This is a genomic window from Trueperaceae bacterium, from assembly GCA_036381035.1.
Taxonomy (GTDB): Bacteria; Deinococcota; Deinococci; order Deinococcales; family Trueperaceae; genus DASRWD01.
This window is the reverse complement of the sequence record DASVDQ010000044.1, coordinates 1-21,598: the sequence shown is the minus strand read 5'-3', so window position 1 is coordinate 21,598 and position 21,598 is coordinate 1. Positions and strand designations below refer to the sequence as shown.

Here is a 21,598-nt window from a genome sequence, read left to right as displayed (position 1 = left end):
GCGCTGGCCGCGGCCATGAACCCCAGCGTCGCCGGTGGCAACCACGCCGCCGTGCACCTGGAGCATCAGGTGATCCGCTGGTTCCGCGAGCTGGCCGGGTTCCCCGAGAGCAGCCGCGGCCTGCTGGTGAGCGGCGGGTCGATGGCGACGTTGACGTCGCTGGCGGTGGCGCGGCACCGAGCCGCCGATAGGGCGGGGATCGACGTGCGCGCCGACGGCCTGCAGGGGCGCGAGCGGCGGTTCGTGGCTTACCAGGGAGAGGACACGCACTCCTGCGTGCGCAAGGCGGCGGAGCTGCTCGGGCTGGGGGCGAGCAACCTGCGGACGGTCCCGTCCGACGACCAGGGACGGATCCGCGCGGACGCGCTGCGCGACCTGCTCGAGCGCGACCGGCAGGCGGGCGCCATACCGTTGGCCCTCACGGCCAGCGTGGGGACCGTGAACACGGGCGCCATCGACCCCCTCGACGAGCTCGCCGACGTGTGCGCCGAGCACGGCCTGTGGCTGCACGTCGACGGCGCCTACGGCGGCCCGGCAGCGCTGCTCCTAGACCGCTTCGCGAACGTCGCCGCGGCCATCGCCCGCGCCGACAGCCTGGCGCTCGACCCGCACAAGTGGCTGTATGTGCCCGTCGACGCCGGGCTCGTGCTGATCAGGGACGGTGCCGCCGCGCGCGACGCGTTCAGCCTCGTGCCGCCCTACCTGCGCACCGACGACGACCCGCACGGCGTGAACGGCCCCGTGTGGTTCAGCGAGCTCGGCTTCGAGCAGACGCGGCCGTTCCGGGCGCTGAAGGTGTGGATGATGCTGAGGTACTTCGGCGTCGACGGCTACCGCGAGCTCATCGAGCACGACCTCGCCATGGCCGCGCGGCTCGCCGACGCCGTGCGCGCCCGGCCCGAGCTGGAGCTGCTCGCCCACGGGCTGAGCATCGTCTGCTTCCGCTACGTGCCGGCGGGGACCCCACGGAGCTCGGAGGAGCTCGAGGCGCTGAACCGGCGCCTGATGACCGCCGTGCAGCTCGGCGGGCGTTCCTTCCTCTCCGGGACCGTGATCAGGGGAGCCTTCGCGCTGCGGGCCTGCATCGTCAACCCCGCGACGCAGGAGCAAGACGTTGATGCCCTCGTCGACGAGGTTCTCGCGGCGGCCCGGGATCTGGCGTAGGCGACTTCACGCCGACTCCGCCGACAAGCTCTTCAGTCCGCTTCCGGTAACAGGGATCACGACGGTCGCGCCCTCGGCGATGACGCCCTCGCTGCGCAGGCGCTCGTAGCCGGCGAACGCCACCGCCGAGGTCGGCTCCATGAGCACGCCCCGGCGGGCCGTGCGCCGCCAGTGGTCGGCGATCGCGTCCTCGCTCACCGTCAGCGCGGTTCCGCGCGTCGCCGCGAGCGCGGCGGCGATCTCTTCGAGTCTCAGGGGGCGGGAGATGCGGATGCCCTCGGCGAGGGTGGTGGCTTGGCTCCAGCGGGCACCTGCGCCGGCCCGCCCCACCACCGCAGCGACGACGGAATGGACCGCCTCCGACTGCACCACGTGACAGTGGGGCGCGGGCATGCCGAGCCGCCGCGCCGCCGACAGGAAGCCGTCGACGGCGCCGAGGTAGAGGCTGCCGTGCCCGACGGGGAACACGACGTGGTCGGGCAGCCTGCCGCCGAGCTGCTCCACGACCTCAAGCGCGAAGCTCCGCGTGCCCAGCGCGAAGAACGGGTGCCAGTAGTGGCTCGCGTAGAAGGTGGTCTGGGCTGCCGCTTGCGGGCCCGTGGCAGCAGCCGGCGCGCTCTCGGCCGCGGCCCGCCCATCGTCGGCCGCGGACAGCGCGTTCTCTGCCGCCGCCTGCGCGGCCCGCGCCGCCGTCTCCCTGTCGCCGGGAACGCGCACCAGCTCGGCGCCGTAGGCGCGGACCTGCCGCACCTTGGTCTCGCTCGTCGCCTCAGGCACGAACACGCGGCAGCGCAGGGACGCAGCAGCCGCGAACGCCGCCACGGCGGCCGCGGCGTTGCCGGAGGAGTCGCAGATGACCTCGGAGGCCCCGCTGGCGAGCGCTAGGCCCACCAGCACCGCCATCCCCCTGTCCTTGAACGAGCCGCTCGGGTTGGCGCCCTCGAGCTTCAGGTACACGTCGCCCGAGTCGTGGGCCGGGCTGGGGATCAGCGGCGTGTCGCCATGACCAAGGTCGGGAACAGGTAGGTCGTCCAGGCGAACGCGCTCGGCCTCCTCCGCCGTGAGGAGCCTGAACGGCTCGCCGCAGTCGCAGCGCCAGGCGCAAGGGGAACGCGCGGGCCGGCCGCAGGCGCGGCACGCGAGAGCCACGGCGAACGCCTCGGTCACGCCGGGCTCCTCACGGCCAGCGCCGCCCACACGTCGGCGTCACCGGCGTCGGCGAGGCGCACCCTGCTGCCCAGGCCGAGCTCGTGCGCGGCCTCGATGGCCGCCACCGCGGCGGCGAGGTCCTGCAGCGCGATGCCCGTGCTGTCGAAGACGGTCACCCTCGCGTCGTCCTGCCGGCCCGGCAGCTCGCCGGCGAGGATCGCGCCCAGCTCGCCGTGGACCGCCTCGCGCGGGAGGAAGCCGAGGCGGTGCGCGTGCTGGCACTCGCCGATGGTCCTCGCCTGCTCCCAGTCGTCGACGACGACCTGGGCGTCGCGCAGGACCTCCGGGTCCAGCTCCTGCTTGCCGACCGTGTCAGCCCCGAACGCGGCGACGTAGGCGCCCGGCGCCACCCACTCGCGCCTCACCAGGGGCTCCCACGAGGGGGTCGCGGTGACGATCGCGTCCGCCCCGTCCACGGCGCTCCGAACCAAGGCGGCGCGCTCGAACGTCGCGTCGAGAGCGGCCACTCCGGCTCGGAAGCGGCGGTACGAGGCGTCGCTGCGGGCGAACACCCTGACGGTGACGAGGTCCGGTCGCGCCCACTTGAGGGCGTGGGTCTGGGCTATCGCCTGGGTGCCGGCGCCGATCACCGCCGCCAGACGCGTGCCGGCAGGCGCCAGCGCCCGCGCGGCCAGAGCGCCGGCGGCGGCCGTGCGCACGACGGTGATGACGTTGGCGTCGAGGACGGCGCGGAGCTGGCCGGTGGCGGGGTCGAACAGCAGCGCGGCCGACTGGTGCGTCGGCACGCCGGCCCCGGCGTTGTCCGCCCAGAAGCCGCCCGCCTTGAGGCCCAGCGCCGACGCGCCGGGCAAGAACCCGGACTTCACGCCGAAGATCCCACCTTTGGGCAGCACCTGGCGCACCACCGGGTAGGCGCGCCCCTCGCCGCGGTGGTGCGCCACGAAGGCCTCCGCCACCGCGCCGATGCAGCGCTCGAGGGAGAGCGCCTGGGCCACCTCCCGCCCCGACAGGACCAGGACCTCGGGCGCCGCCATCCCCTACGCCTCAGACCCCGGCCACGACATGGTCGGCCTCCACGTAGCGGATGGCCTCCGCGAGAGACACGACGTCGGCGTACTTGGCGTCCAGCTCGAAGAGGGCCATCTCGTGGCTGAGGGGGATCCGGTCGAACGTGCCCTCGCGCACGACGGCGACCCGGAGGTTGTAGGAGAAGGCGTCCACGACGGTCGCGCGCACGCAGCCGCTGGTGACGCACCCGACGACGATGAGCTGGTCGGCGCCCAGGTCGGTCAGGTAGGAGACGAGCGGCGTCCCGAAGAAGGCGCTGGGCTTCTTCTTGGCGATGACGATGTCCTCGGGGCGGGGCGCGATCCTGTCGACGATGCGGTTGGCGCGCTCCGCGGACGCGCGGTCGCCGCTGTCACGCGTCATCTTCCACGCCCAGGAGCCGAGGTCCTTGCCGTCCTCGCGGTACTCGTTGCGCGTGTAGACGATGGGCATGCCGGAGCGGCGGGCGGCGGCGAGGAGCGTCTCCATCGCGTCGAGCGCGGGCCAGGCCACCTCGCCGCAGCTCGTGGGGTAGCGCTTGATGGCCTCGAGGATCGGCTCCGGCCTGTCGCCGGTGAACCCGTAGGTGACGTCGACGACCAGCACCACGGGGCGGGTGCCGAAGCCCTGGCGCTGGCCCCAGCCGCTGGCCTCGAGCACGGCGATCTCCTGGGCCGTCAGCCGGTCAGGGCGCAGCATGCCGGTTCCTCCAGCCGGACAGGGGTCGAGGAGCCTCACGTCGCGGCATGCTTGGGCTCCCATCTCTTCGGGCACTGGTTGAGCGACACGGCGCCGTCAGGGGTCATGTGGACGACGTTCTCCACGACGGCCGTGCCGAAGCCCTGGCGCACCAGCATGGGCTCGAAGGCGTAGACCATGCCCGGCTCGAACGGCACGGGGCTGCCGGGGAAGAACGAGGGGGGCACGTGCGTCGACGTGCCGATGCCGTGCCCGCGGAAGTAGAGGTACTGGCCGTACCCCAGCTCGTCGGCGAGCTCCTGCCCCTCGGCGGCCAGCTCGCCGATGGTCGCGCCGGGCTTCATGCGCCCGAAGATCGTGTCCTCGATGCGCTCGGCGGCGGCGAGGAAGTCGAGCTGCTCGTCGGTCGGGCGCCCCGCCACCGCGCAGCGGGACGTGTCCGACAGGTAGCCGCCCACGCTGCAGCCCATGTCGAGGAAGACCATCTCGCCTTCCCCCATCGGCCTCTCGCGCGGCAGGGCGTGCTTGAAGCCGCTCAACGGGCCGGCGACCACCGACAGGAACACCAGGTCCTCGGCCCCGGCGGCGTACATCGCCCGCGCCGCCTCGGCCGCGACGACCGTCTCGGGGGTTCCCGGCGTGGAGGCCGCGAGCGCGGCGAGGATCCCGGCGTCGGCGGCCAGGGCCGAGCGCCTGAGCATCTCGACCTCGGCGGGCGACTTGATGGCCTGGAGGTCGTCCACGGCCTGGGTGACGTCGACGAGCTGGCAGTCCGGCAGCCGCTCGAGGATGCGGCGCTCGAGCTCGGTGAGGGCGCCGTGGCCGCAGACCCCCACTCGCCTCGTGTGACCTCGCTCGCCGAGGAGGCCGACGAGCTCGGCCCACAGGCCTCCCGGCGTGCCGCCGGTGCGCGGGCTCATGACGGCGCGCGCGTCCCTGACCCAGGTCATCCAGAAGCCTGAGTGCATGGGCTCGCCGTGCATGACCGAGTTGCTGATGAGCACCGGCTCGTCCTCCAGGGGGACGACGACCAGCGCGTGGCCGCCGAAGAGGACCTCGAAGTTCGTGAGGTAGCGGACCGTGCCCTTGTCGGCGGCGTCGCCCACCACGACCACGACGTCCACGCCGTGGCCCTCGGCCGCCCGCCGCACGCCGTCGACGCGGCGCCTGTACTCCTCCTCGGGGAAGGGCAGGTCGAGCCAGCGCCGGCGGCTCTCCCAGTCCCAGGGGACCCTCCCCCAGCCGTGACCGATTCCTTTCATGCCGCCTCCTTGGGCGTGGTGCTTCGTGCGAGGGACGCCGGGCCCGACCGTAGGACCCGCGGACCGGCGGGGCGCGTGACGGGGCGGGCTCGTCGACCCGAAGCGCTCAACTCCGCATCCTCGGGTCGAGCACGTCCCGCAGGCCGTCGCCGAGCAGGTTGAAGCCGAGCACCGTGACGAAGATCGCGATGCCCGGGAAGAACGAGAGGTGGGGCGAGGTGAACAGGTAGGTCCTACCGGTGCTGAGCATGGAGCCCCACTCGGGCGTGGGCGGCTCGGCCCCCAGCCCGAGGAAGCTGAGGGAGGCCGCCGAGAGGATGCCGGTGGCCACGCGGAAGGTCGACTGGACGATCAGCGGCGCCACCGTGTTCGGCAGGATGTGCCGCGCGATCACGCGCATGTCGTGCGAGCCGAGCGCGTGGGTGGCGGTGACGTAGTCGGCCTCCCGCAGAGACAGCACGACCCCGCGCGTGAGGCGCGCGAACGAGGGCGCCGACGCCAGGCCGACGGCCAGCATCACGTTGAAGAGCCCGGTGCCGAGGGTCGCGACCACGACGAGCGCCAGGAGGATCTGCGGGAAGGCGAGCATGAGGTCGACGACCCGCATGATCGGCCCGTCCGCCCACCGGTAGTAGCCGGCCAGTGCCCCGAACGGTACGCCGAGGACGAACGCGATGGTCACGACGGCCACGCCGACGAGCAGCGAGTACTTCGTGCCGACGACGATGCGGCTCAGCAGGTCCCGCCCGAACTCGTCGGTGCCGAGCAGGTGCCCCTCGACGCCCGGCGGCTGCATGCGGTTGCGCAGGTCCTGGGCGAACGGGTCGTAGGGGCTGATCGCCGAGGCCGACAGGGCGACGGCGATCTCGAGGGTGAGGATGATCGCCCCGATGAGCCCGAGGCGGTTGCGCAGCAGCCGGCCGAGCCAGCTCCGGCGCAGCGCCCCACGGCGCGCCGGAGCGCGCTCCGCGGCGGCGGTGACGAGGTCCTCGGCCCTGACCACGCTAGTACCTCAGCCTCGGGTCGAGGACCGCGTAGCAGATGTCGACGATGAGGTTCGCCAGCGCGACGTTGATGGCCAGGACCAGGATGCTGACCTGGATCACGGGGTAGTCCCTGGCCAGGATCGAGTCGACGACGAGCCGGCCGAGGCCGTTGATGTTGAAGACCGACTCGATGACGACCGAGCCGCCCAGCAGGTACCCGAAGCTGAGGCCGGCGATCGTGATGACGGGCAGGAAGGCGTTCCTCAGGCCGTGCTTGAACACGACCTGGGCGCGGGGCAGGCCCTTGGCCCGCGCCGACCTGATGTAGTCGAGGCTCAGCGTCTCCACCAGGTTCGCCCGCGTCATGCGCGCGATGAAGGCCATCGAGAAGACCGAGAGGGACACGGCCGGCAGCACGTAGTGGCGTGCGCTCCCCAGGCCGGAGGTGGGGAACCAGCCGAGGCGGACGGCGAAGTAGTAGATGAGCAGGAGGCCCAGCCAGAAGCCGGGCAGCGAGATGCCCGCCAGCGAGCCCAGCATGGCGAGGACGTCCCAGGCGCTGTTGCGCGCGCTGGCCGCGACCATGCCGGCCAGGGTCCCGAACACCAGGGCGATGAGCATCGCCAGCAGCGCCAGTGTGATCGTGGCGGGGAACCTCAAGGCGATCATCTCGGTCACGGGCCGGCGGGTGGCGAACGAGGTGCCGAGGTCCAGCGTGACCAGCCGGCGCAGGAAGCTGAGGTACTGGACGTGGATCGGCCGGTTCAGCCCCAGGCTCTCCCGGACCCTCGCGACGTCCTCCTGGGTCGCGAACTGGCCGGCGATGATCGTCGCCGGGTCGCCGGGCAGGAGCTGGAGGATCAGGAACACCACGACGCTCATCCCCAGCAGGAGCGGGATGAACGAGAGCACGCGGCGGATGACGAACTGGGACAAGCGCTGCGACCTCGCGAGTCGGGGAGCGTCCGGCGGGGCGAGCGTCCGCCCCGCCGGGCCTCGGGTCGGGGGAGGGCTAGTTGACCACCACGCCGCGCAGGTCGAGCTTGGCGGGGTGGTGCACGTACCCCTCGATGTTCGAGCGGACCGCCTGGACCTGGGTGCGGGCCCTGACCATCAGGCGCGGCACGTCCTCGGTGAGGCGCGCCACGATCTCCTCGATGATCGCCTGGCGGGCCTGGGGGTCCATCTCGTTGCGCTGCTGGGCGATGAGCGCGTCCACCTCGGCGTTCGAGTACATGCTGCGGTTGCGGCTGCCGATCGCCGCGGTCTCGAACTCGGGGAGGATGCGGTCGGCGTCGCCGAAGGCGTAGGTGCCCACCACCATCATCTGGTGCTCGCCGTTGGCGGTGGCGGTGAGGAACGTGCCCCAGTCGAGGCTGCGGATGCTGACGTTCACGCCGATCTCGGCGAGCTGTGCCTGCACGGCCTCGGCGATGCGCGCGTGCTCGGGACGGTCGGCGATGAGGAACTCGACGTCGAGCCCGTCGGCGTAGCCGGCCTCGGCCAGCAGCTCCCTCGCCCGCTCGGGGTCATGGGTGTAGTGCGGCTCGCTCATGGTCTCGGGGTCGAAGCCCACGATCCCGGGGGCGAACACCAGCCCGTAGCGCTCGCCGGTGCCCTCGAGTACGGTCTCGAGGATCAGGTCGAGGTCCATGCCGTAGGCGAGGGCCTGGCGCACCTGGACGTTGTCGAGAGGGGGCTTCTGGGTGTTGAACCACAGCATGTCGGCCAGGTCCGAGGGCCCCTCGATGATGACCGTGTCGTCCCGCGCCGCGAGCACGGGGATCTGGCTCGACTCGACGAAGGAGAGGATGTCGACCTCCCCGGCCAGGTAGGCGGCGAGGCGCGTGTTGTCCTCGGGAACGAACAGGAACTCGGCGCGCTGCACCGACGGCGCGCCGCCCCAGTAGTCCGCGAACGCCTCCAGCACGGTGACGTCGCTGGGCGTGTGCGACACGACGCGGTAGGGGCCGGTACCCACGACCGCCGTGTTGATGTCGTCGCCGAGGGTCTCCACCGCCGTCGGGCTCACGATGTACGGGATGTAGAAGTTCAGGGCCGAGAGGATGCCGGGGTAGGGGCCCTTGGTGTGGATGTCCACGGTGAGGTCGTCGACGACGTCGGCGCCGTCGTACCAGGAGAAGTTGCTGGCGTGGAGCGACTCCTCCGACGCCATGCGGTCGAGGTTGAAGACGACGGCCTCGGCGTCGAAGGGGGTGCCGTCGTGGAACGTCACGCCCTCGCGGAGGTGGAAGCGCCACGTCGTCTCGTTCACGTTCTCCCAGGAGGTGGCGAGCATCGGCTCGTACTCCCCTGCCGGGTTCGTCGTCACCAGCGTCTCCAGGACGTTGATCATGGCGAAGCCCATGGTCGAGCTGGTCTCGAGAATGGGGTCCAGGTTGATGATCGGCGTCCTCAGCGCGATCACGAGCGGTTCCTGCGCCAGCGCCGGGGCCGCGAAAGCGAGCAGCCCCAGCCAAGCCCCCACCCCCGCCAGACGGAACTTCCGGATGAGTCTGTTGCTTCCTCTCAAGCTCGTCCTCCTAATCAGACGCGTGTCCTTGCACTGAAGCCGCCCTCGCTCACTACATGACGACCTCCCGACCGTCCGCTTCGACCCTCTCGGACCAGATCTCTACGAACCTGACGAGCGCTTGGGCGAACCGGGACCTGTTCCGCTCGCCCAGCTCCGCCGTGGCGTCGGCCGGGTCGAGCAGGGTGATGGCGCCGGTGTCGGACAGCTCGTCCGTGGGAGGCAGGTCGACGGTGACGAAGGGCAGCAGCTCGGGGCGGGCGCGGACCTCGTCGAGGAACCTCCTCTGCCCCGCCGTGAGGTTCAGGTTCGGCCGACGGGCGCGGTCCATCTTCACGAGGTGCGGCCGCGAGGCGAGCACGCCTGACGTCTCGCCGATGCCGGCGTGGATGTCGAGCTTGTCGATGTTCTCCGTCAGGTAGATCTTGCGGAGCTCGCCGATCCCGAAGAGCATGGCGACGGCCTCGGTGCGCTTGGTGATGAGGTGGGCGGCGTACGACATGGCCGACTCGTTGCCGCCGTGGCCGTTGACGAGGACGATGCGGCGGAAGCCGTGGTGGGCCAGGCACTCGGCCGTCTCGACCAGGACGGCGACGAACGTCTCCTGGCTGAGCGACAGGGTGCCCGGGAAGCCTAGGTGGTGGCCCGAGACGCCGGCGAACAGCACCGGGGCCACGACGCCCTTCACCTGCGGCGCCGCCGCGCGGGCCAGGTCGAACGCGCCGAAGTAGTCGGTGCCGAGGGGCAGGTGGGGTCCGTGCTGCTCGATCGCACCGACCGGTATGAGGGCCAGGTCGGTCTGCTCGAGGGCCGCCTTCACGTCCTCCCAGGTCATGTCCGGCAGGAACCAGGGGTCCTTCACGGGGCCATCGGTGTTCATGGGTCTCCTCTCCGGGGAGTCGAGCACCAGCGCAAGATCACGTGGGCGAGGATGCGGATGGCGTCCAAGTACTCGTCGAGGGGGAGCCTCTCGTTCGCCGAGTGCCCTTGAGCCATGTCTCCCGGCCCGAAGTTGACGGTGGGGATCCCACCGCGTACGACCAGCAGCCTCATGTCCGTCCCCGCCATCAGGCCGCACGGCTCCGCCGGGAGGCCGCGGGACGCCGCCTCCTCGCCGAGGAGCCTCACGAGCTCGTGGCCCTCCGGGGTCCGGCCGGCGTCGAACGCCAGCCAGCCCCAGCGCCACTCGGGCGGGTGCCCCGCCAGCCACGGGTCCGACACCGTGACGGCGTCCACGGCCTTCTCGACCTCCTCGCTCATGCTCTCGAGGGTGTCCGGCGGCACCCAGCCGACGACGCCCTCGACCTCGCACTCGGCCGCGACCGAGCCGAAGGAGTCGCCGCCCTGGACGCGGCCGAGGTTGAAGACGTAGGGCGTCGCCAGCCCCGGCCACAGCCGGGGGTCGGCGCGGACGGCGAGCTCCTGGTGCAGCTCCTCGAGGGCGTCCACGTAGCGCATCGCGAGCCTCACCGCGTTCACGCCCTCGTAGGCCTCGCCGGCGTGGGCGCCGCGTCCGCGCACGCGCAGGTGGAACGACCGCGCCCCGCGCGTGACGATCGCCGGCCGGAGGCCGGTGGGCTCGCCCACGATCGCGGCGTCGGGCAGCGCGCCCCCGACCGTCTCGCGGCGCTGCAGCCAGGCGGCGGTGCCCCCGCCGCCCGCCTCCTCGTCGACGACGCTGGTGAGGGTGACGGTGCCGAGGCCCTCGCCGGCGACCTCGCGCGCGACCCACAGGGCCTCAAGCATCGCCATCAGCGACCCCTTCGCGTCGGAGGCGCCGCGGCCGACGACAGACCCGTCGACGATGCGGGGCTCGAACGGCGGGTGCGCCCAGCCGGGCTCGTCCGCCGTGACCACGTCGCAGTGGCTGTTCAGCAGCAGGCTGTGTCGGCCGGGGTCGCCCGCGAGCTCGACCTCGACGTTGGGGCGGCCGGGGAGGCCCGTCCCCTGCGCCGCCGCCGGCAGCCCCTTGGCGCGGCAGAGGCCGAGGAGGAACTCCTGGAAGGGCCCCTCGCCCACGCCCTCGCCGCCTCCCGGGGCGCGCGTGGGGTTGATGCTCGCGTGCGAGACGGCCGCCAGGAGGTCGTCGACCATCTCGTCGCCGCGCTCCGCGACGAGGCGGTCGACCGCGAGGCGCAGGTCCGCGCGGAGGTCGGCGGACCCCACCGCGACGCCGGGCGCGCCCGGCGCGCCGCCGTCAGGCCGCACGGCGCACCGCCTCGCCCCCGATGCCTTGGCTGGTCGCGAAGGCGACGCCGACGTCCGTCGTCAGCAGCCGCCCGCCCCGGCCGGTGAGCGCGCCGCGCGCGAACACGACGTCGCCGCCCACCAGCGTGTAGGCGACCTCGCCGCGCGCGACGTCGAGGACCGTGACGTCGGCGGCGCTGCCAGGGCGCAGGCTGCCGCGGTCGCGGAGGCCCAGCATGGCCGCCGGCGCGGCCGCGGCCTTCTCGACGAACTCGGCGAGGCTCAGCATCCCGTACCGGACCAGGGCCAGGCCCTGCTCCACGGTGGTGTTCCGGGGTATCGAGCCGCCGTCGGTGGCCAGGGCCGTCACGACGAACCTGCCCTCGTGCTTGGCCGTGGCCAGCAGCGCCGTCACCTCGGGCGGGTTCGCCGGGAAGCTGACGATGGGTTCCCCTCCCGCGCGGCGGAGGATCTCGAGGCCGGCCGCTCCCCCGACGAGCTCGGTGCCGCCCAGGTACTCGACGTTCACGAGGGCGTAGCCGGCCTCGACGGCCCGCTCCAGGCCCTCCTCCGTCTCGGGGTAGCCGCCCATCCGCAGGCACGTGCGGGTCACGCGGCTCACGGGCACGCCGTCCTCGCAGCGGCCGGAGGTGCCGTTCCACCGCGACAGGTAGCTCTCGCTGACCAGCCGCCTGCCCTCGAGCGCGCGGATGGCGCGGCGCGCCTCCTCCACCGGGTCGCCGAGGAGCTGACCGCGGCAGTAGCTGTTCACGTGGGCGATCTGTACCGGCGCGTCGCCCGCGATCTCGACCGCTTCCTCCAGCCCGGCCACGTCGCTGCCGTTCTCGGTGGAGCCGCAGTGGATCGCCAGGTAGCAGCCGCGGTCCGTGGCCAGCTCGACGGCCCGGCGGATCGCCTCGGGCGTGAGCGGGTAGTGGCCGCCGAGGAGCTTCAGGCCCAGCGCCCCCTCGGCCAGCGCGACGTCGAGCACGCCGGCGAGCTCGTCCTCGTCCGGGTCGGGTCCCGTGAGGTTCCTGCCCGGGATGAGGGGCGCCACGTACCCGACGTTGATCCCGCAACCGCTCTCGCGCACCGCCCGGGCGAGGCTCGGTCCGTGGCCGGCCAGCTCCAGGCAGGCGGTCACGCCCGCCCGCGCGACCATGGCGATGCCGTGCGGCTTGCCGAACGGCTCGGCGAGGTGGACGTGCAGGTCGATGATGCCCGGCATCACGACGAGGTCCTCGACCTCGAGGTACCTCCGGGCCTTGGTGAGGCTGCCTCCCGGCTCGACGGCCTCGACGCGCCCGCCGCGGACGCCGAGGTCGACGACGGCGTCGACCCCCGCGGCCGGGTCCACGACGCGGCCGCCCGCGATCACGAGGTCGAAGGCGGCCGTACTAACGCCCCTCCCCGAGCAGCTCGTGCTCCACGCCGAGCTCCCTGGCCACCGCCTGGATCTCGCTCCACAGGGCGGGCGTGACCTCCACGCCCTCGCGCTCGGAGACCTCGAGTCGTCGGCTGCTGCGCTCGCCGGGCAGCAGCACCTCCCGGGAGCCGTCCGGCGGCGCGCTCGCCCGCATCAGGTCGACCAGCCTCTCGAGGCCGTCGTAGAACGTGCCGCTCTCGACGAACCTGTCGATCGCGAACGCGCCGAAGAAGCTGCTGCTGTTCTCCGGCGGGTACCCGCCCAGGACGCTCGTGAGGACCTCGACGACGAGGGCCAGCCCCGAGCCCTTGTAGCCCCCCAGCGGCGCGAGCGTGCCGTGGGGCGGCAGCGCCTTGAACGGGTCGGTGGTCGGGTTGCCATCGGCGTCGAAGGCCCAGCCCTCGGGGATGGGCTCCCCGCGCTTCTGGGCCATGAGGACGGCGCCGCGCGCGATCTGCGTGGTGGCGATGTCGTAGACGATGGGCCGGCCGTCGCGGCGCGGCACGCCGACCGCCAGGGGGTTGGTGCAGAACACGGGCGTGGCACCGCCCCAGGGCGCCTGGGTGGCGAAGCGCGGGTGGCCCGCCGCGGCGGCCACGCCGATGAACCCGCGCTCCGCGGCGTGCTCGACGAAGTAGCCGAGCCGCCCGAGGTGGCTCGTGTTGAGCACGACGGCGAAGCACGCGCCCGTCGTGGACGCCCTCTCGATGCACAGGTCGATCGCGCGCCGCCCCATGACGTAGCCCCAGCCGTAGTGCGCGTCGAGCCGCAGCGCGCTGGGGGACTCCATGAGGACCTCGAGCTCGACCTGCGACCTGATCTCGCCGCTGGCCGCGCCCCTGGCGTAGCCGGGCAGGCGCACCAGGCCCTGCGACTCCACGCCCCGGAACTCGGCGTCCACGAGCGCCGCGGCCACGGTCTGGGCCTCGTCGGCGGCGGCGCCGGCGCGCCTGAGGATGGCGCCGCTGAGGTCCAGCAGCTGCTCCCGGCTGAAACGTGCTGTCTTGGACGTCGTCATCTGCTCCCTATCCGTGGGGTCGAGAGGCGGCTTGTAGGCGGGCTGCGGTCGGGTCGCGGTCTGGAGGGCCGTTGTCGCTGGGCTGCGGTCGGGTCGCGGTCTGGTCGCGGGCGTCGGGGCCGCTGTGGCCGGGCTGCGGTCTGGAGGGCCGTCGGCCGCGGTCAGAGCGACCGGGGTAGCGTGACGGCGTACTCGTATAGGTCGGAGCGCACCGCGGCCTCCAGGTACTGGACGGCCCTGTCCAGGTCGGTGAAGGCGGTGCGCCTGATGAGGAGTATCGGCAGGCTCTCAGGCATGGCCAGGAGCCGCTTCTCCTCCTCGGTGGGCATGCGCGCCGAGATCTGGTCGGTGCCGTAGTCGATGAGGCTCTTGCCCTTCTCCTCTACCAGCTCGTAGATGGTGCCGGTGAAGTCGGCGTCCAGTCCGATGCCCACCCACTCCGGGACGTTGTAGGTGGTTATCGAGAACGGCCGGCCCGCGATCTTGTGGGCCCGCCTGACGCGCAGCGCCTTCTCGCCGGGAGCGAGCTTCAGGTGGCCCCTGACGGCCTCGTCGGGCACCTCAAGGCGCACGTCGAGCACCTCGACGTCGAGCGAGAGCCCCGCCTCACGCAGCGGCGCCGAGAGCGGCCTGAGAGTGTCGACGTGGAGGTTGGGGCGGCTGCGCACGACCATCGTCCCGACGCCGGGGACGGCCTTGACGAGCCCGAGCTCCTTCAGGGACCGGAGCGCCTTCCTAACGGTGTCGCGGCTCACGTCGAAGATCTCGCAGAGCTCGCTCTCGGTCGGCAGCTTGGAGCCGACCGCCCTGCGCCCCGACGTCACCTGGGACCTCAACACGCTCTCGACCTCTTTGTAGAGCGGCTTCGCCATCGGGCTCCCCGAAATGTACGTACAAATACCGTCCTGTGTTGGCCGAGGCTACGCCATCGCCGCCCTGTTGTCAACAACGGCGTTCGTCGCCCCGCGAAGTTCTCGGTCGGAAGCCCGGTATCTGGTGAGAGTGTCGTGAGGGTATTTGTACGGACAAATCGTGTGCGGGCTCGCGGGTCTCGCGAGGGTCGTCGGCCGTTGCCAGACCCGAACGGTGGTGGGGAGAAGCGCTCCCGCGGAGGCCCGGTCGTCCCCCTGCCGTCACAGATGACCTGTTACCGGGTTGTTACCCCCTCCCGACTAGAGTGCCGGCCGGGAGCCTCGGAAGGTGGCGCCAAGCGCCCGATGTGGGATCGAGCTTCCGGCCAGGGCCCGCACCTCAGGGCCGCAGCCTCTTGGCGACGAGACCTCCCCAGAGGAGGAGCATGCCGACCACAGTCAGCTACCCAGGCGTCTACGTCGAGGAGATCCCGAGCGGCGTTCGCACCCTGATCGGCGTTCCCACCTCCGTGACCGCCTTCGTCGGCATGGCGCGGCGCGGTCTCAGCAACGAGCCCGTCACCGTCAACGGCTTCGCGGACTTCGAGCGGGAGTTCGGCGGGCTCTGGTCACAGAGCACCATGAGCTACGCCGTGCGCGACTTCTTCCTCAACGGCGGAGGTCAGGCGGTCATCGTCCGGATACACAACGGCGCGGAGGCGGCCAAGGTGGAGGGCCTCCAGAACTGGCCGACCTTCGAGGCCAAGTCCGAGGGCAAGTGGGGCGACGGCCTCCAGGTGCTCATCGAGGCCGTCCCGGGCGACCCCGATCGCTACAACCTTCGCGTCAGGGACAGCGGCACTGGCGAAGAGGAGCGTCACCTCAACATCGACGTCGGCCCTTCGGCTGCGGACAAGCCGCTTCCCCGCAGCGTGGACAAGGTGCTCGCGAGCAGCTCGCGGCTCCTCAAGGTCACTGGCTCCATCCCGACGGCCGCTCCGACCCCCAGCGATGCGCCCGATCCGGGGCAGGACCCGTTCACGAAGGCCGCCGGGGCCAAGGACGGCAAAGACGGCACGGCCGTGACGGCCGCCGAGTTCGAAGGGGACGAGAACGCGAAGACGGGCATCTACGCCCTGCTCAAGCTCGAGGCCAGCGGCGGCATCTTCAACCTCCTGTGCCTGCCGCCGCCCGACCGCGACACCGACCTCGCGACCGGGACGCTCTCGAAGGCCGTGAAGCTGTGCGTCGACGAACGAGCGATGCTGATCGTCGACCCTCCCACCGGTTGGACCAGCGTCACCGCGGCGGCGACCAACCTCTCCGCACTGGGCATCAGCGGGGTGGAGGCCCGGAACGCCGCCGTCTTCTTCCCGCGCCTCAAGCAGCCCGATCCGGAGCAGGACTACGCCGTCGACACCTTCGTCCCGAGCGGCGCCGTGGCCGGCGTCTTCGCCCGCACCGACACGCAGCGCGGCGTGTGGAAGGCCCCGGCGGGGCTCGACGCCACGCTAGGCGGCGTCCCCGAGCTCACCGTGCCGATGACCGACGCCGAGAACGGGCAGCTCAACCCCCTGGGCATCAACTGCCTCCGGGCGTTCCCCGTGCACGGACGCCTGGTGTGGGGCAGCCGCACCCTCAGGGGCGCGGACCAAGCAGCCGACGAGTACAAGTACATCCCGGTCCGCCGCACCGCGCTGTTCATCGAGGAGACGCTCTACCGCGGCCTCAAGTGGGTCGTGTTCGAGCCGAACGACGAGCCGCTGTGGGCGCAGATCCGCCTGAACGTGGGCGCCTTCATGCAGGGCCTCTTCAGGCAAGGGGCCTTCCAGGGCAAGACGCCGCGCGAGGCGTACTTCGTGAAGTGCGACAAGGAGACGACGACACAGAACGACATCGACAAGGGGATCGTCAACATCGTCGTCGGCTTCGCCCCGCTCAAGCCCGCCGAGTTCGTGATCATCAAGCTGCAGCAGATGGCCGGGCAGCTCGAGACGTAAGGAGCAGGTGGCGATGGCACAGTTCAGCGTCAACCCGTTGCGCTTCGACCCCTACAAGAACTTCAAGTTCCGCGTGAAGTGGGACGGTCGGTACGTCGCCGGCGTCAGCAAGGTCAGCGCCCTCAGGAGGACGACCGAGGTCGTCACCCACCGCGAGGGCGGCGACCCCAGCACCAGCCGCAAGTCGCCGGGCCGCAGCGAGTACGAGGCGATCACCCTGGAACGCGGCGTGACCCACGACACGGAGTTCGAGAAGTGGTCGAACAAGGTCTGGAACTTCGGCTCGGGCCTGGGCGCCGAGACCTCGCTGCGGGACTTCCGCAAGGACATCATCCTCGAGCTGATGAACGAGGCCGGCCAGGTCGCGATCGCCTACAAGATCTACCGCTGCTGGGTGTCCGAGTTCCAGGCCGTGCCGGAGCTCGACGCGAACGCCAACGTCGTGGCCATCCAGACCCTCAAGCTCGAGAACGAGGGCTGGGAGCGCGACTACGAGGTGGTCGAGCCGACCGAGCCGACGTTCACCGAGCCGCCTCAATAGCGCGTCGCGGTAGCCATGCACACGCCGCCCGCCGCGAGCCTCCTCGACCTGGTGGAGCGCGGGTACCGGCAGCCTCCCGCCTACCGTGCGCTCCTCCTGCTGGCGGCGGCGATGCCAGAGACGCCCATGGAGCGCCTCGCCGAGCTCCCCATCGGCGCCCGCAACGGCTGCCTGCTGCGGCTGCGCCTGCGGCTCTTCGGCCCTGACCTCGCGATCGTCGCGCCCTGCCCCGCCTGCGGCGAGCTCCTCGACCTGGGCCTCGACGCCCGCGACCTGCTCGCGGACGAGCGAGCCAGCCCCACCGGCAAGCTCCGGGCCCGGGGCTACAGCCTCGACTACCGGCTGCCTACCAGCCTCGACCTCCTGGACCTGCCGAACGGGCCCGCCCTGGCGGCGCGGCGGCAGGTGCTGCAGGGATGCGTCACGAGGGCTCGGAAGAAGGGGGCAGAGGTCGACGCCGGAGAGCTGCCCGACGAGGTCCTGGACGCCCTGGACCGGCGTCTCGCCGAGGTCGACCCGCAGGCCGTGACCGAGCTGAGCCTCACCTGTCCGGTCTGCGACCACGGCTGGAGCGCGCCGTTCGACATCGCGTCGTTCCTCTGGGCCGAGCTGGAGCACTGGGCGCAGCGCTGCGTGCTGGAGGTCCATCGCCTGGCCTCGACCTACGGCTGGAGCGAGTCCGACATCCTGGCGCTGAGCCCAGGACGCCGACGCGCCTACCTAGAGCTGGTCCCGGCGTGAACGGCTTGGCCGCGCTGCTCGTCCGGGCGGAGCGCGAGGCGCCTGCCCTCGTGCCGCGTCGGCCCTCGCGCTTCGAGCCGGTGCCGGCGGCGTCTGGGCTCGACGTCGTGGCGGTGGCGGAGGAGGGGACCCGGACCGCGCCCCCGCTCCCCGAGCGGGAGCCTGCGCCGCGCCGGGGCGAGCTCCCGGTCCTCGAGCGACCTCTCGGCGAGCGTCACGGCGCCGAGCCCGCACGGAGCGAGGAGATGCTCCGGCCCCGAACAGACCGACCGCCTCACGCGGCCGAGCCCCGCGCTGGGGGCCGGGCGAGTTCGGCAGCGGTCGACCACGGCGACCAACCGCGCACCGCCGCGCCATGGGCCTCACCCGTTCGCCGCCAGGACGAGCCCCGCGCCCCCGAGCGGGCGGAGCGAGAGGACACTGACGCCGGCCCAATCGCCGCTCCCCGCGACCACAGGCTCGAGCGACTGAGGGAGATCGAGCGGCGTGTAGAGCTGGCACCGGCGCTCGCGTCACCCGCACCTCGCCCCGCACCGGATCGTTCCGAGTCGGTTCACGCTGAGGCGGGGCCCAGGGGCCAGGAACGGGCCGTCAAGCCGCTCCCGACCCCAGGACCCTCGACCGCCAACGCCGACGGAGCGGAGATCCCGGCGACCCTGCACGTCACCATCGGCCGCATCGAGGTGCGGGCGGTCGGCCAGGAGCGCATGGCGGGGAGGCCCGAAGGCGGCGAGCCCCGGGGCGTCATGACCATCGACGACTACCTGCAGCGGCGGGGCGCGCGATGAGCAACGCCCTCGCCATCGCCGCCACCACCCTGACGCTGCAGAGCCTGCTGACGCGGGCGACGCCCAACGTCACGGTCCAGCCGCCCGACAGGGCCAGGGACGCGGGGGGCGGCGACCAGCTCAACCTGTTCCTGTACCAGGCCAGCGCCAACGGCGCCCTGCGCAACGCCGAGATGCCCGGTCTGGTGCGCACCGGCGAGGTCGGGCACCCGCCGCTGCCTCTCGTCCTCAACTACCTCATCACCGCCTACGCCGACGACGAGGCGCGCGGCCACGCCGTGCTCGGCGGCGCGATGGGCGTCCTGCACGACCACATGCTGTTGGGGGCCGACGAGATCCGCAACGCCACCACCGCCCTGCTGCCCGACAGCGACCTCCACGACCAGCTCGAGAGGGTCCGCATCACGCTCATGCCGCTGGGGCTGGAGGAGCTGACGAAGCTCTGGAGCGGCTTCCAGACGCAGTTCCGCCTCTCCGTCGGCTACGAGGTGTCGGTCGTGCTGATCGAGAGCACGCGCCGGAGACGCTCGCCCCTGCCTGTGCTCCGCCGCGGGCCGGAGGACCGCGGACCGGAGGTCATGGCCGCGCGCGCGCCCGCGCTCACCGGCGTCCGCGCTCCCGGCGGGATGCCGGGCGCACCGCTCGGCAGCACCCTCACGCTCCTGGGGTCCGGGCTGACCCACGAACACGCCGTCGTGGTCTTCCGGCATCCTCGCCTGGAAGCGCCCATCGAGGTAGCCCCAGGACAGGCGGCCAGGGAGGGCGAGCTGCCGGTGACCCTGCCCGGCGACGCCGAGGCGGGACACCTCTGGCCGCCCGGCTTCTACACGGTGTCGCTGCGCCTCGCACCGCCCGGCCTGCCCGCCTGGTCCAGCAACGAGGTGCCTTTCGCGCTGGTCCCCACCGTCACGCTCTCCCCCGCGACGGCACCGCCCGGCGACCTCACGCTGACGGTCCTCTGTCGGCCTCGCCTGCACGACGAGCAGCGCGCGCTGCTGTTGTTCGGGGACCGGCAGGTCGAGCCGGTCAGCGTGACCACGCCGGCCCAGCCGGACCAGCCGACCAGCCTGGAGTTCCACCTGGGCGCCCTGGTGCAGGGCGAGTACCTGGTGCGGCTCCGCGTCGACGGGGTCGACAGCCAGCCCGTCGTCAGCAGCGGCACGCCCCCGACCCTCCAGTTCGACCCCGGACAGCGAGTGGTGATCTCGTGAGCGGTTACGACGACTGGGAGCGCGGCAACGACCAGTACCTGGCCGCGGCGATCGCGTGGCTGCGCCTGCGGCTGCAGCGCCTGGCCGAAGCGACGCGGGCGTCGACCGAGCCGGCTGCGCCGGAACCTCGCCCCGGGCCCCGCCGCCGTCGACGGCCCGTCCTCGCCCTGCCGCCCAGCACGAGCAGGGCCAAGGACGAGGTCGCAGCCGCGGCCGAGGCGATGGAGGAGGCCGAGCGCAGCCTCCAGCCGCCGCCGGCGCTGAGGCTGATCGGCGACAGGCTCGGCCTCTCGACCTTCGAGCGCCAGGTTCTCCTGCTGTGCGCCGCGATGGAACTGGACACGCGCACGCCGGAGCTGTGCCGAGCGGCCCACGGCCAGCCCTACCCCACGTTCGCGTTGGCGCTCGCCCTCTTCGACGACCCCGCGTGGGACGTGCTGTCGCCCGAGCGCCCGCTGCGCTACTGGCACCTGGTCGAGGTCCACCAGCCCGCCTCGCAGCCTCTGACGACCAGCCCGCTACGCGCCGACGAGCGCATCGTCAGCGCCCTCAAGGGCCTCACCTTCCTCGACGACCGCATCGGGCCCCTGCTGCAGGCGCTCGACGACCCGCCGACCCTCGAGCTCCCGCTCTCGCAACGCGAGGTCGTCGACATGGCGGTCGGCCACCTGCGGCGCAACCACGACCGCCCCTGGCCGGTCCTGCAGCTCGTCGGCACCGACCGCGACAGCCTCAGGTTGGTCGCCCAGTCGACGGCGCACGCCCTCGGCCTGCCCCTGTACCACCTGCCCGTCGAGAACGTCCCCGGGCAGGGGGGTGACCTGGAGAGCCTAGCGCGCCTCTGGCACCGCGAGAACCTGCTCGGCCCGGCCTCCCTGTACCTGGAGGCGCTCGAGCTGGACGCGAGCTCCCCCGCCCAGTCGACGCTGCTGCGCTTCCTCTCCCGCTCCGACGGCATCGTCTTCCTCGCGACGCGCGACGTGTCGACCGCGCTGAACCGGCCCTCCCACGTGCTCGATGTAGGCCGACCGACTCCGGCCGAGCAGCTCACCCTGTGGCAGGACCTGCTGCGGGACGAGGCCTTCACCTCGCCCGAGCGGCTCGCCGCCCAGTTCGACCTCGACGTCACAGCCATCCACCGCATCGCGCAGCAGGAGCTGGAGAACCCCGACCCCGCACCGCTGCAGCATCGGCTGTGGGACGCCTGCCGGCGGACGTCGCGTCCGCGGCTCGACAGCCTGGCCCAGAGGGTCGACGCCAAGGCCACCTGGGACCGGCTGGTGCTCCCCGTCGAGCAGTTCTCGTTGCTGCACGAGATCGCAGCGCAGGTGCGGCAACGGCATCAGGTCTACGAGCGGTGGGGGTTCGCGACCGACATGAACCGCGGCCTGGGCATCTCGGCGATGTTCACGGGCGAGAGCGGTACCGGGAAGACGATGGCGGCCGAGGTCATCGCCAACGACCTCGAGCTCGACCTCTACCGCATCGACCTCTCGAGCGTCGTCGACAAGTACATAGGCGAGACCGAGAAGAACCTGCGTCGGCTCTTCGACGCGGCCGAGAACGGCGCGGTCATCCTGTTCTTCGACGAGGCCGACGCGCTCTTCGGCAAGCGCTCCGAGATCAAGGACGCTCACGACCGCTACGCCAACATCGAGATCAACTACCTGCTGCAGCGCATGGAGGGCTTCGGCGGCCTGGCGATCTTAGCCACCAACATGAAGAGCGCCATCGACAGCGCCTTCCTGCGGCGCATGCGCTTCGTCGTGGACTTCCCGTTCCCCAAGGCGGCCGACCGCAGGCGCATGTGGGAACACGCGTTCCCCGTCGCCACGCCCACCGAGGGACTCGACCTCGACCGCCTCGCCCGCATCAACCTCACGGGAGCCAACATCCAGAACGCGGCCTTGAACGCCGCCTTCCTCGCGGCCAACCGCGGGCATCCCGTGGGCATGCGCGAGGTGCTGCAGGCGG

General features: G+C 72.1%; 18 protein-coding genes. 6 read left to right on the top strand and 12 right to left on the bottom strand.

The window, feature by feature from the left end:
- A partial coding sequence (locus VF202_05995) for a pyridoxal-dependent decarboxylase (protein HEX7039644.1) occupies positions 1 to 1,164 on the top strand: 1,164 nt, incomplete at its 5' end.
- A gap of 6 nt (positions 1,165 to 1,170) precedes the next feature.
- Here the strand turns inward: VF202_05995 and VF202_05990 are convergent.
- From VF202_05990 to VF202_05935, 12 genes are all read right to left on the bottom strand, one after another.
- A complete protein-coding gene (locus VF202_05990; GenBank protein HEX7039643.1) occupies positions 1,171 to 2,331 on the bottom strand; it encodes a pyridoxal-phosphate dependent enzyme in 1,161 nt (386 codons plus the stop codon).
- Positions 2,328 to 3,368 (bottom strand): ornithine cyclodeaminase family protein, encoded by a 1,041-nt coding sequence (locus VF202_05985; protein HEX7039642.1) that lies wholly within the window; start codon positions 3,366 to 3,368, stop codon positions 2,328 to 2,330. The genes VF202_05990 and VF202_05985 overlap by 4 nt, the downstream gene beginning before the upstream one ends.
- 10 nt (positions 3,369 to 3,378) lie before the next feature.
- Positions 3,379 to 4,080, bottom strand: coding sequence for an isochorismatase family protein (locus VF202_05980; protein ID HEX7039641.1), 702 nt, complete (start codon positions 4,078 to 4,080; stop codon positions 3,379 to 3,381).
- Positions 4,081 to 4,115: 35 nt separating this feature from the next.
- Complete coding sequence (locus tag VF202_05975; GenBank protein HEX7039640.1) at positions 4,116 to 5,342, bottom strand: Xaa-Pro peptidase family protein; 1,227 nt, start codon at positions 5,340 to 5,342, stop codon at positions 4,116 to 4,118.
- Positions 5,343 to 5,448: 106 nt separating this feature from the next.
- Positions 5,449 to 6,345 (bottom strand): ABC transporter permease, encoded by an 897-nt coding sequence (locus VF202_05970; protein ID HEX7039639.1) that lies wholly within the window; start codon positions 6,343 to 6,345, stop codon positions 5,449 to 5,451.
- A gap of 1 nt (position 6,346) precedes the next feature.
- Positions 6,347 to 7,264 (bottom strand): ABC transporter permease, encoded by a 918-nt coding sequence (locus tag VF202_05965; protein HEX7039638.1) that lies wholly within the window; start codon positions 7,262 to 7,264, stop codon positions 6,347 to 6,349.
- Between the two features lie 76 nt (positions 7,265 to 7,340).
- Positions 7,341 to 8,861 carry an ABC transporter substrate-binding protein gene (locus tag VF202_05960; protein HEX7039637.1) on the bottom strand — a complete coding sequence of 507 codons (1,521 nt, stop codon included), beginning with the start codon at positions 8,859 to 8,861 and terminating at the stop codon, positions 7,341 to 7,343.
- A 52-nt stretch (positions 8,862 to 8,913) separates the two neighbouring features.
- On the bottom strand, positions 8,914 to 9,741 hold the full coding sequence (locus VF202_05955) for a creatininase family protein (protein ID HEX7039636.1): 828 nt from the start codon (positions 9,739 to 9,741) through the stop codon (positions 8,914 to 8,916).
- Positions 9,738 to 11,069: a M20/M25/M40 family metallo-hydrolase gene (locus tag VF202_05950; GenBank protein HEX7039635.1), complete on the bottom strand. Its 1,332-nt coding sequence runs from the start codon at positions 11,067 to 11,069 to the stop codon at positions 9,738 to 9,740. Before VF202_05950 ends, VF202_05955 begins: the two co-directional genes overlap by 4 nt.
- Positions 11,059 to 12,426, bottom strand: a complete 1,368-nt coding sequence (locus VF202_05945) for an amidohydrolase family protein (protein ID HEX7039634.1) — start codon at positions 12,424 to 12,426, stop codon at positions 11,059 to 11,061. Before VF202_05945 ends, VF202_05950 begins: the two co-directional genes overlap by 11 nt.
- A gap of 19 nt (positions 12,427 to 12,445) precedes the next feature.
- Complete coding sequence (locus tag VF202_05940; GenBank protein ID HEX7039633.1) at positions 12,446 to 13,492, bottom strand: Ldh family oxidoreductase; 1,047 nt, start codon at positions 13,490 to 13,492, stop codon at positions 12,446 to 12,448.
- 161 nt (positions 13,493 to 13,653) lie between these two features.
- Positions 13,654 to 14,364: a GntR family transcriptional regulator gene (locus VF202_05935; protein HEX7039632.1), complete on the bottom strand. Its 711-nt coding sequence runs from the start codon at positions 14,362 to 14,364 to the stop codon at positions 13,654 to 13,656.
- 425 nt (positions 14,365 to 14,789) lie between these two features.
- Between VF202_05935 and VF202_05930 the strand changes: the two genes are divergently transcribed.
- The 5 genes from VF202_05930 to VF202_05910 all read left to right on the top strand — a co-directional run.
- Complete coding sequence (locus tag VF202_05930) at positions 14,790 to 16,343, top strand: phage tail sheath C-terminal domain-containing protein (GenBank protein HEX7039631.1); 1,554 nt, start codon at positions 14,790 to 14,792, stop codon at positions 16,341 to 16,343.
- A 13-nt stretch (positions 16,344 to 16,356) separates the two neighbouring features.
- The gene (locus VF202_05925) at positions 16,357 to 16,884 is read left to right on the top strand and encodes a phage tail protein (GenBank protein ID HEX7039630.1); all 528 of its coding nucleotides are present in this window, start codon (positions 16,357 to 16,359) and stop codon (positions 16,882 to 16,884) included.
- Between the two features lie 15 nt (positions 16,885 to 16,899).
- On the top strand, positions 16,900 to 17,625 hold the full coding sequence (locus tag VF202_05920; GenBank protein ID HEX7039629.1) for a hypothetical protein: 726 nt from the start codon (positions 16,900 to 16,902) through the stop codon (positions 17,623 to 17,625).
- A gap of 784 nt (positions 17,626 to 18,409) precedes the next feature.
- Positions 18,410 to 19,624: a DUF4255 domain-containing protein gene (locus VF202_05915; protein HEX7039628.1), complete on the top strand. Its 1,215-nt coding sequence runs from the start codon at positions 18,410 to 18,412 to the stop codon at positions 19,622 to 19,624.
- Positions 19,621 to 21,598 (top strand): ATP-binding protein (locus VF202_05910; GenBank protein HEX7039627.1); only part of this gene is annotated, 1,978 nt, incomplete at its 3' end. The genes VF202_05915 and VF202_05910, both read left to right, overlap by 4 nt.

Bases quoted from the DNA above. Each gene is read 5' to 3' on its own strand.
- VF202_05985 (HEX7039642.1), bottom strand. From the start codon at position 3,368: ATGGCGGCGCCCGAGGTCCTGGTCCTGTCGGGGCGGGAGGTGGCCCAG.
- VF202_05980 (HEX7039641.1), bottom strand. From the start codon at position 4,080: ATGCTGCGCCCTGACCGGCTGACGGCCCAGGAGATCGCCGTGCTCGAG.
- VF202_05975 (HEX7039640.1), bottom strand. From the start codon at position 5,342: ATGAAAGGAATCGGTCACGGCTGGGGGAGGGTCCCCTGGGACTGGGAG.
- VF202_05955 (HEX7039636.1), bottom strand. From the start codon at position 9,741: ATGAACACCGATGGCCCCGTGAAGGACCCCTGGTTCCTGCCGGACATG.
- VF202_05940 (HEX7039633.1), bottom strand. From the start codon at position 13,492: ATGACGACGTCCAAGACAGCACGTTTCAGCCGGGAGCAGCTGCTGGAC.
- VF202_05935 (HEX7039632.1), bottom strand. From the start codon at position 14,364: ATGGCGAAGCCGCTCTACAAAGAGGTCGAGAGCGTGTTGAGGTCCCAG.
- VF202_05930 (HEX7039631.1), top strand. From the start codon at position 14,790: ATGCCGACCACAGTCAGCTACCCAGGCGTCTACGTCGAGGAGATCCCG.
- VF202_05925 (HEX7039630.1), top strand. From the start codon at position 16,357: ATGGCACAGTTCAGCGTCAACCCGTTGCGCTTCGACCCCTACAAGAAC.
- VF202_05920 (HEX7039629.1), top strand. From the start codon at position 16,900: ATGCACACGCCGCCCGCCGCGAGCCTCCTCGACCTGGTGGAGCGCGGG.
- VF202_05915 (HEX7039628.1), top strand. From the start codon at position 18,410: ATGAGCAACGCCCTCGCCATCGCCGCCACCACCCTGACGCTGCAGAGC.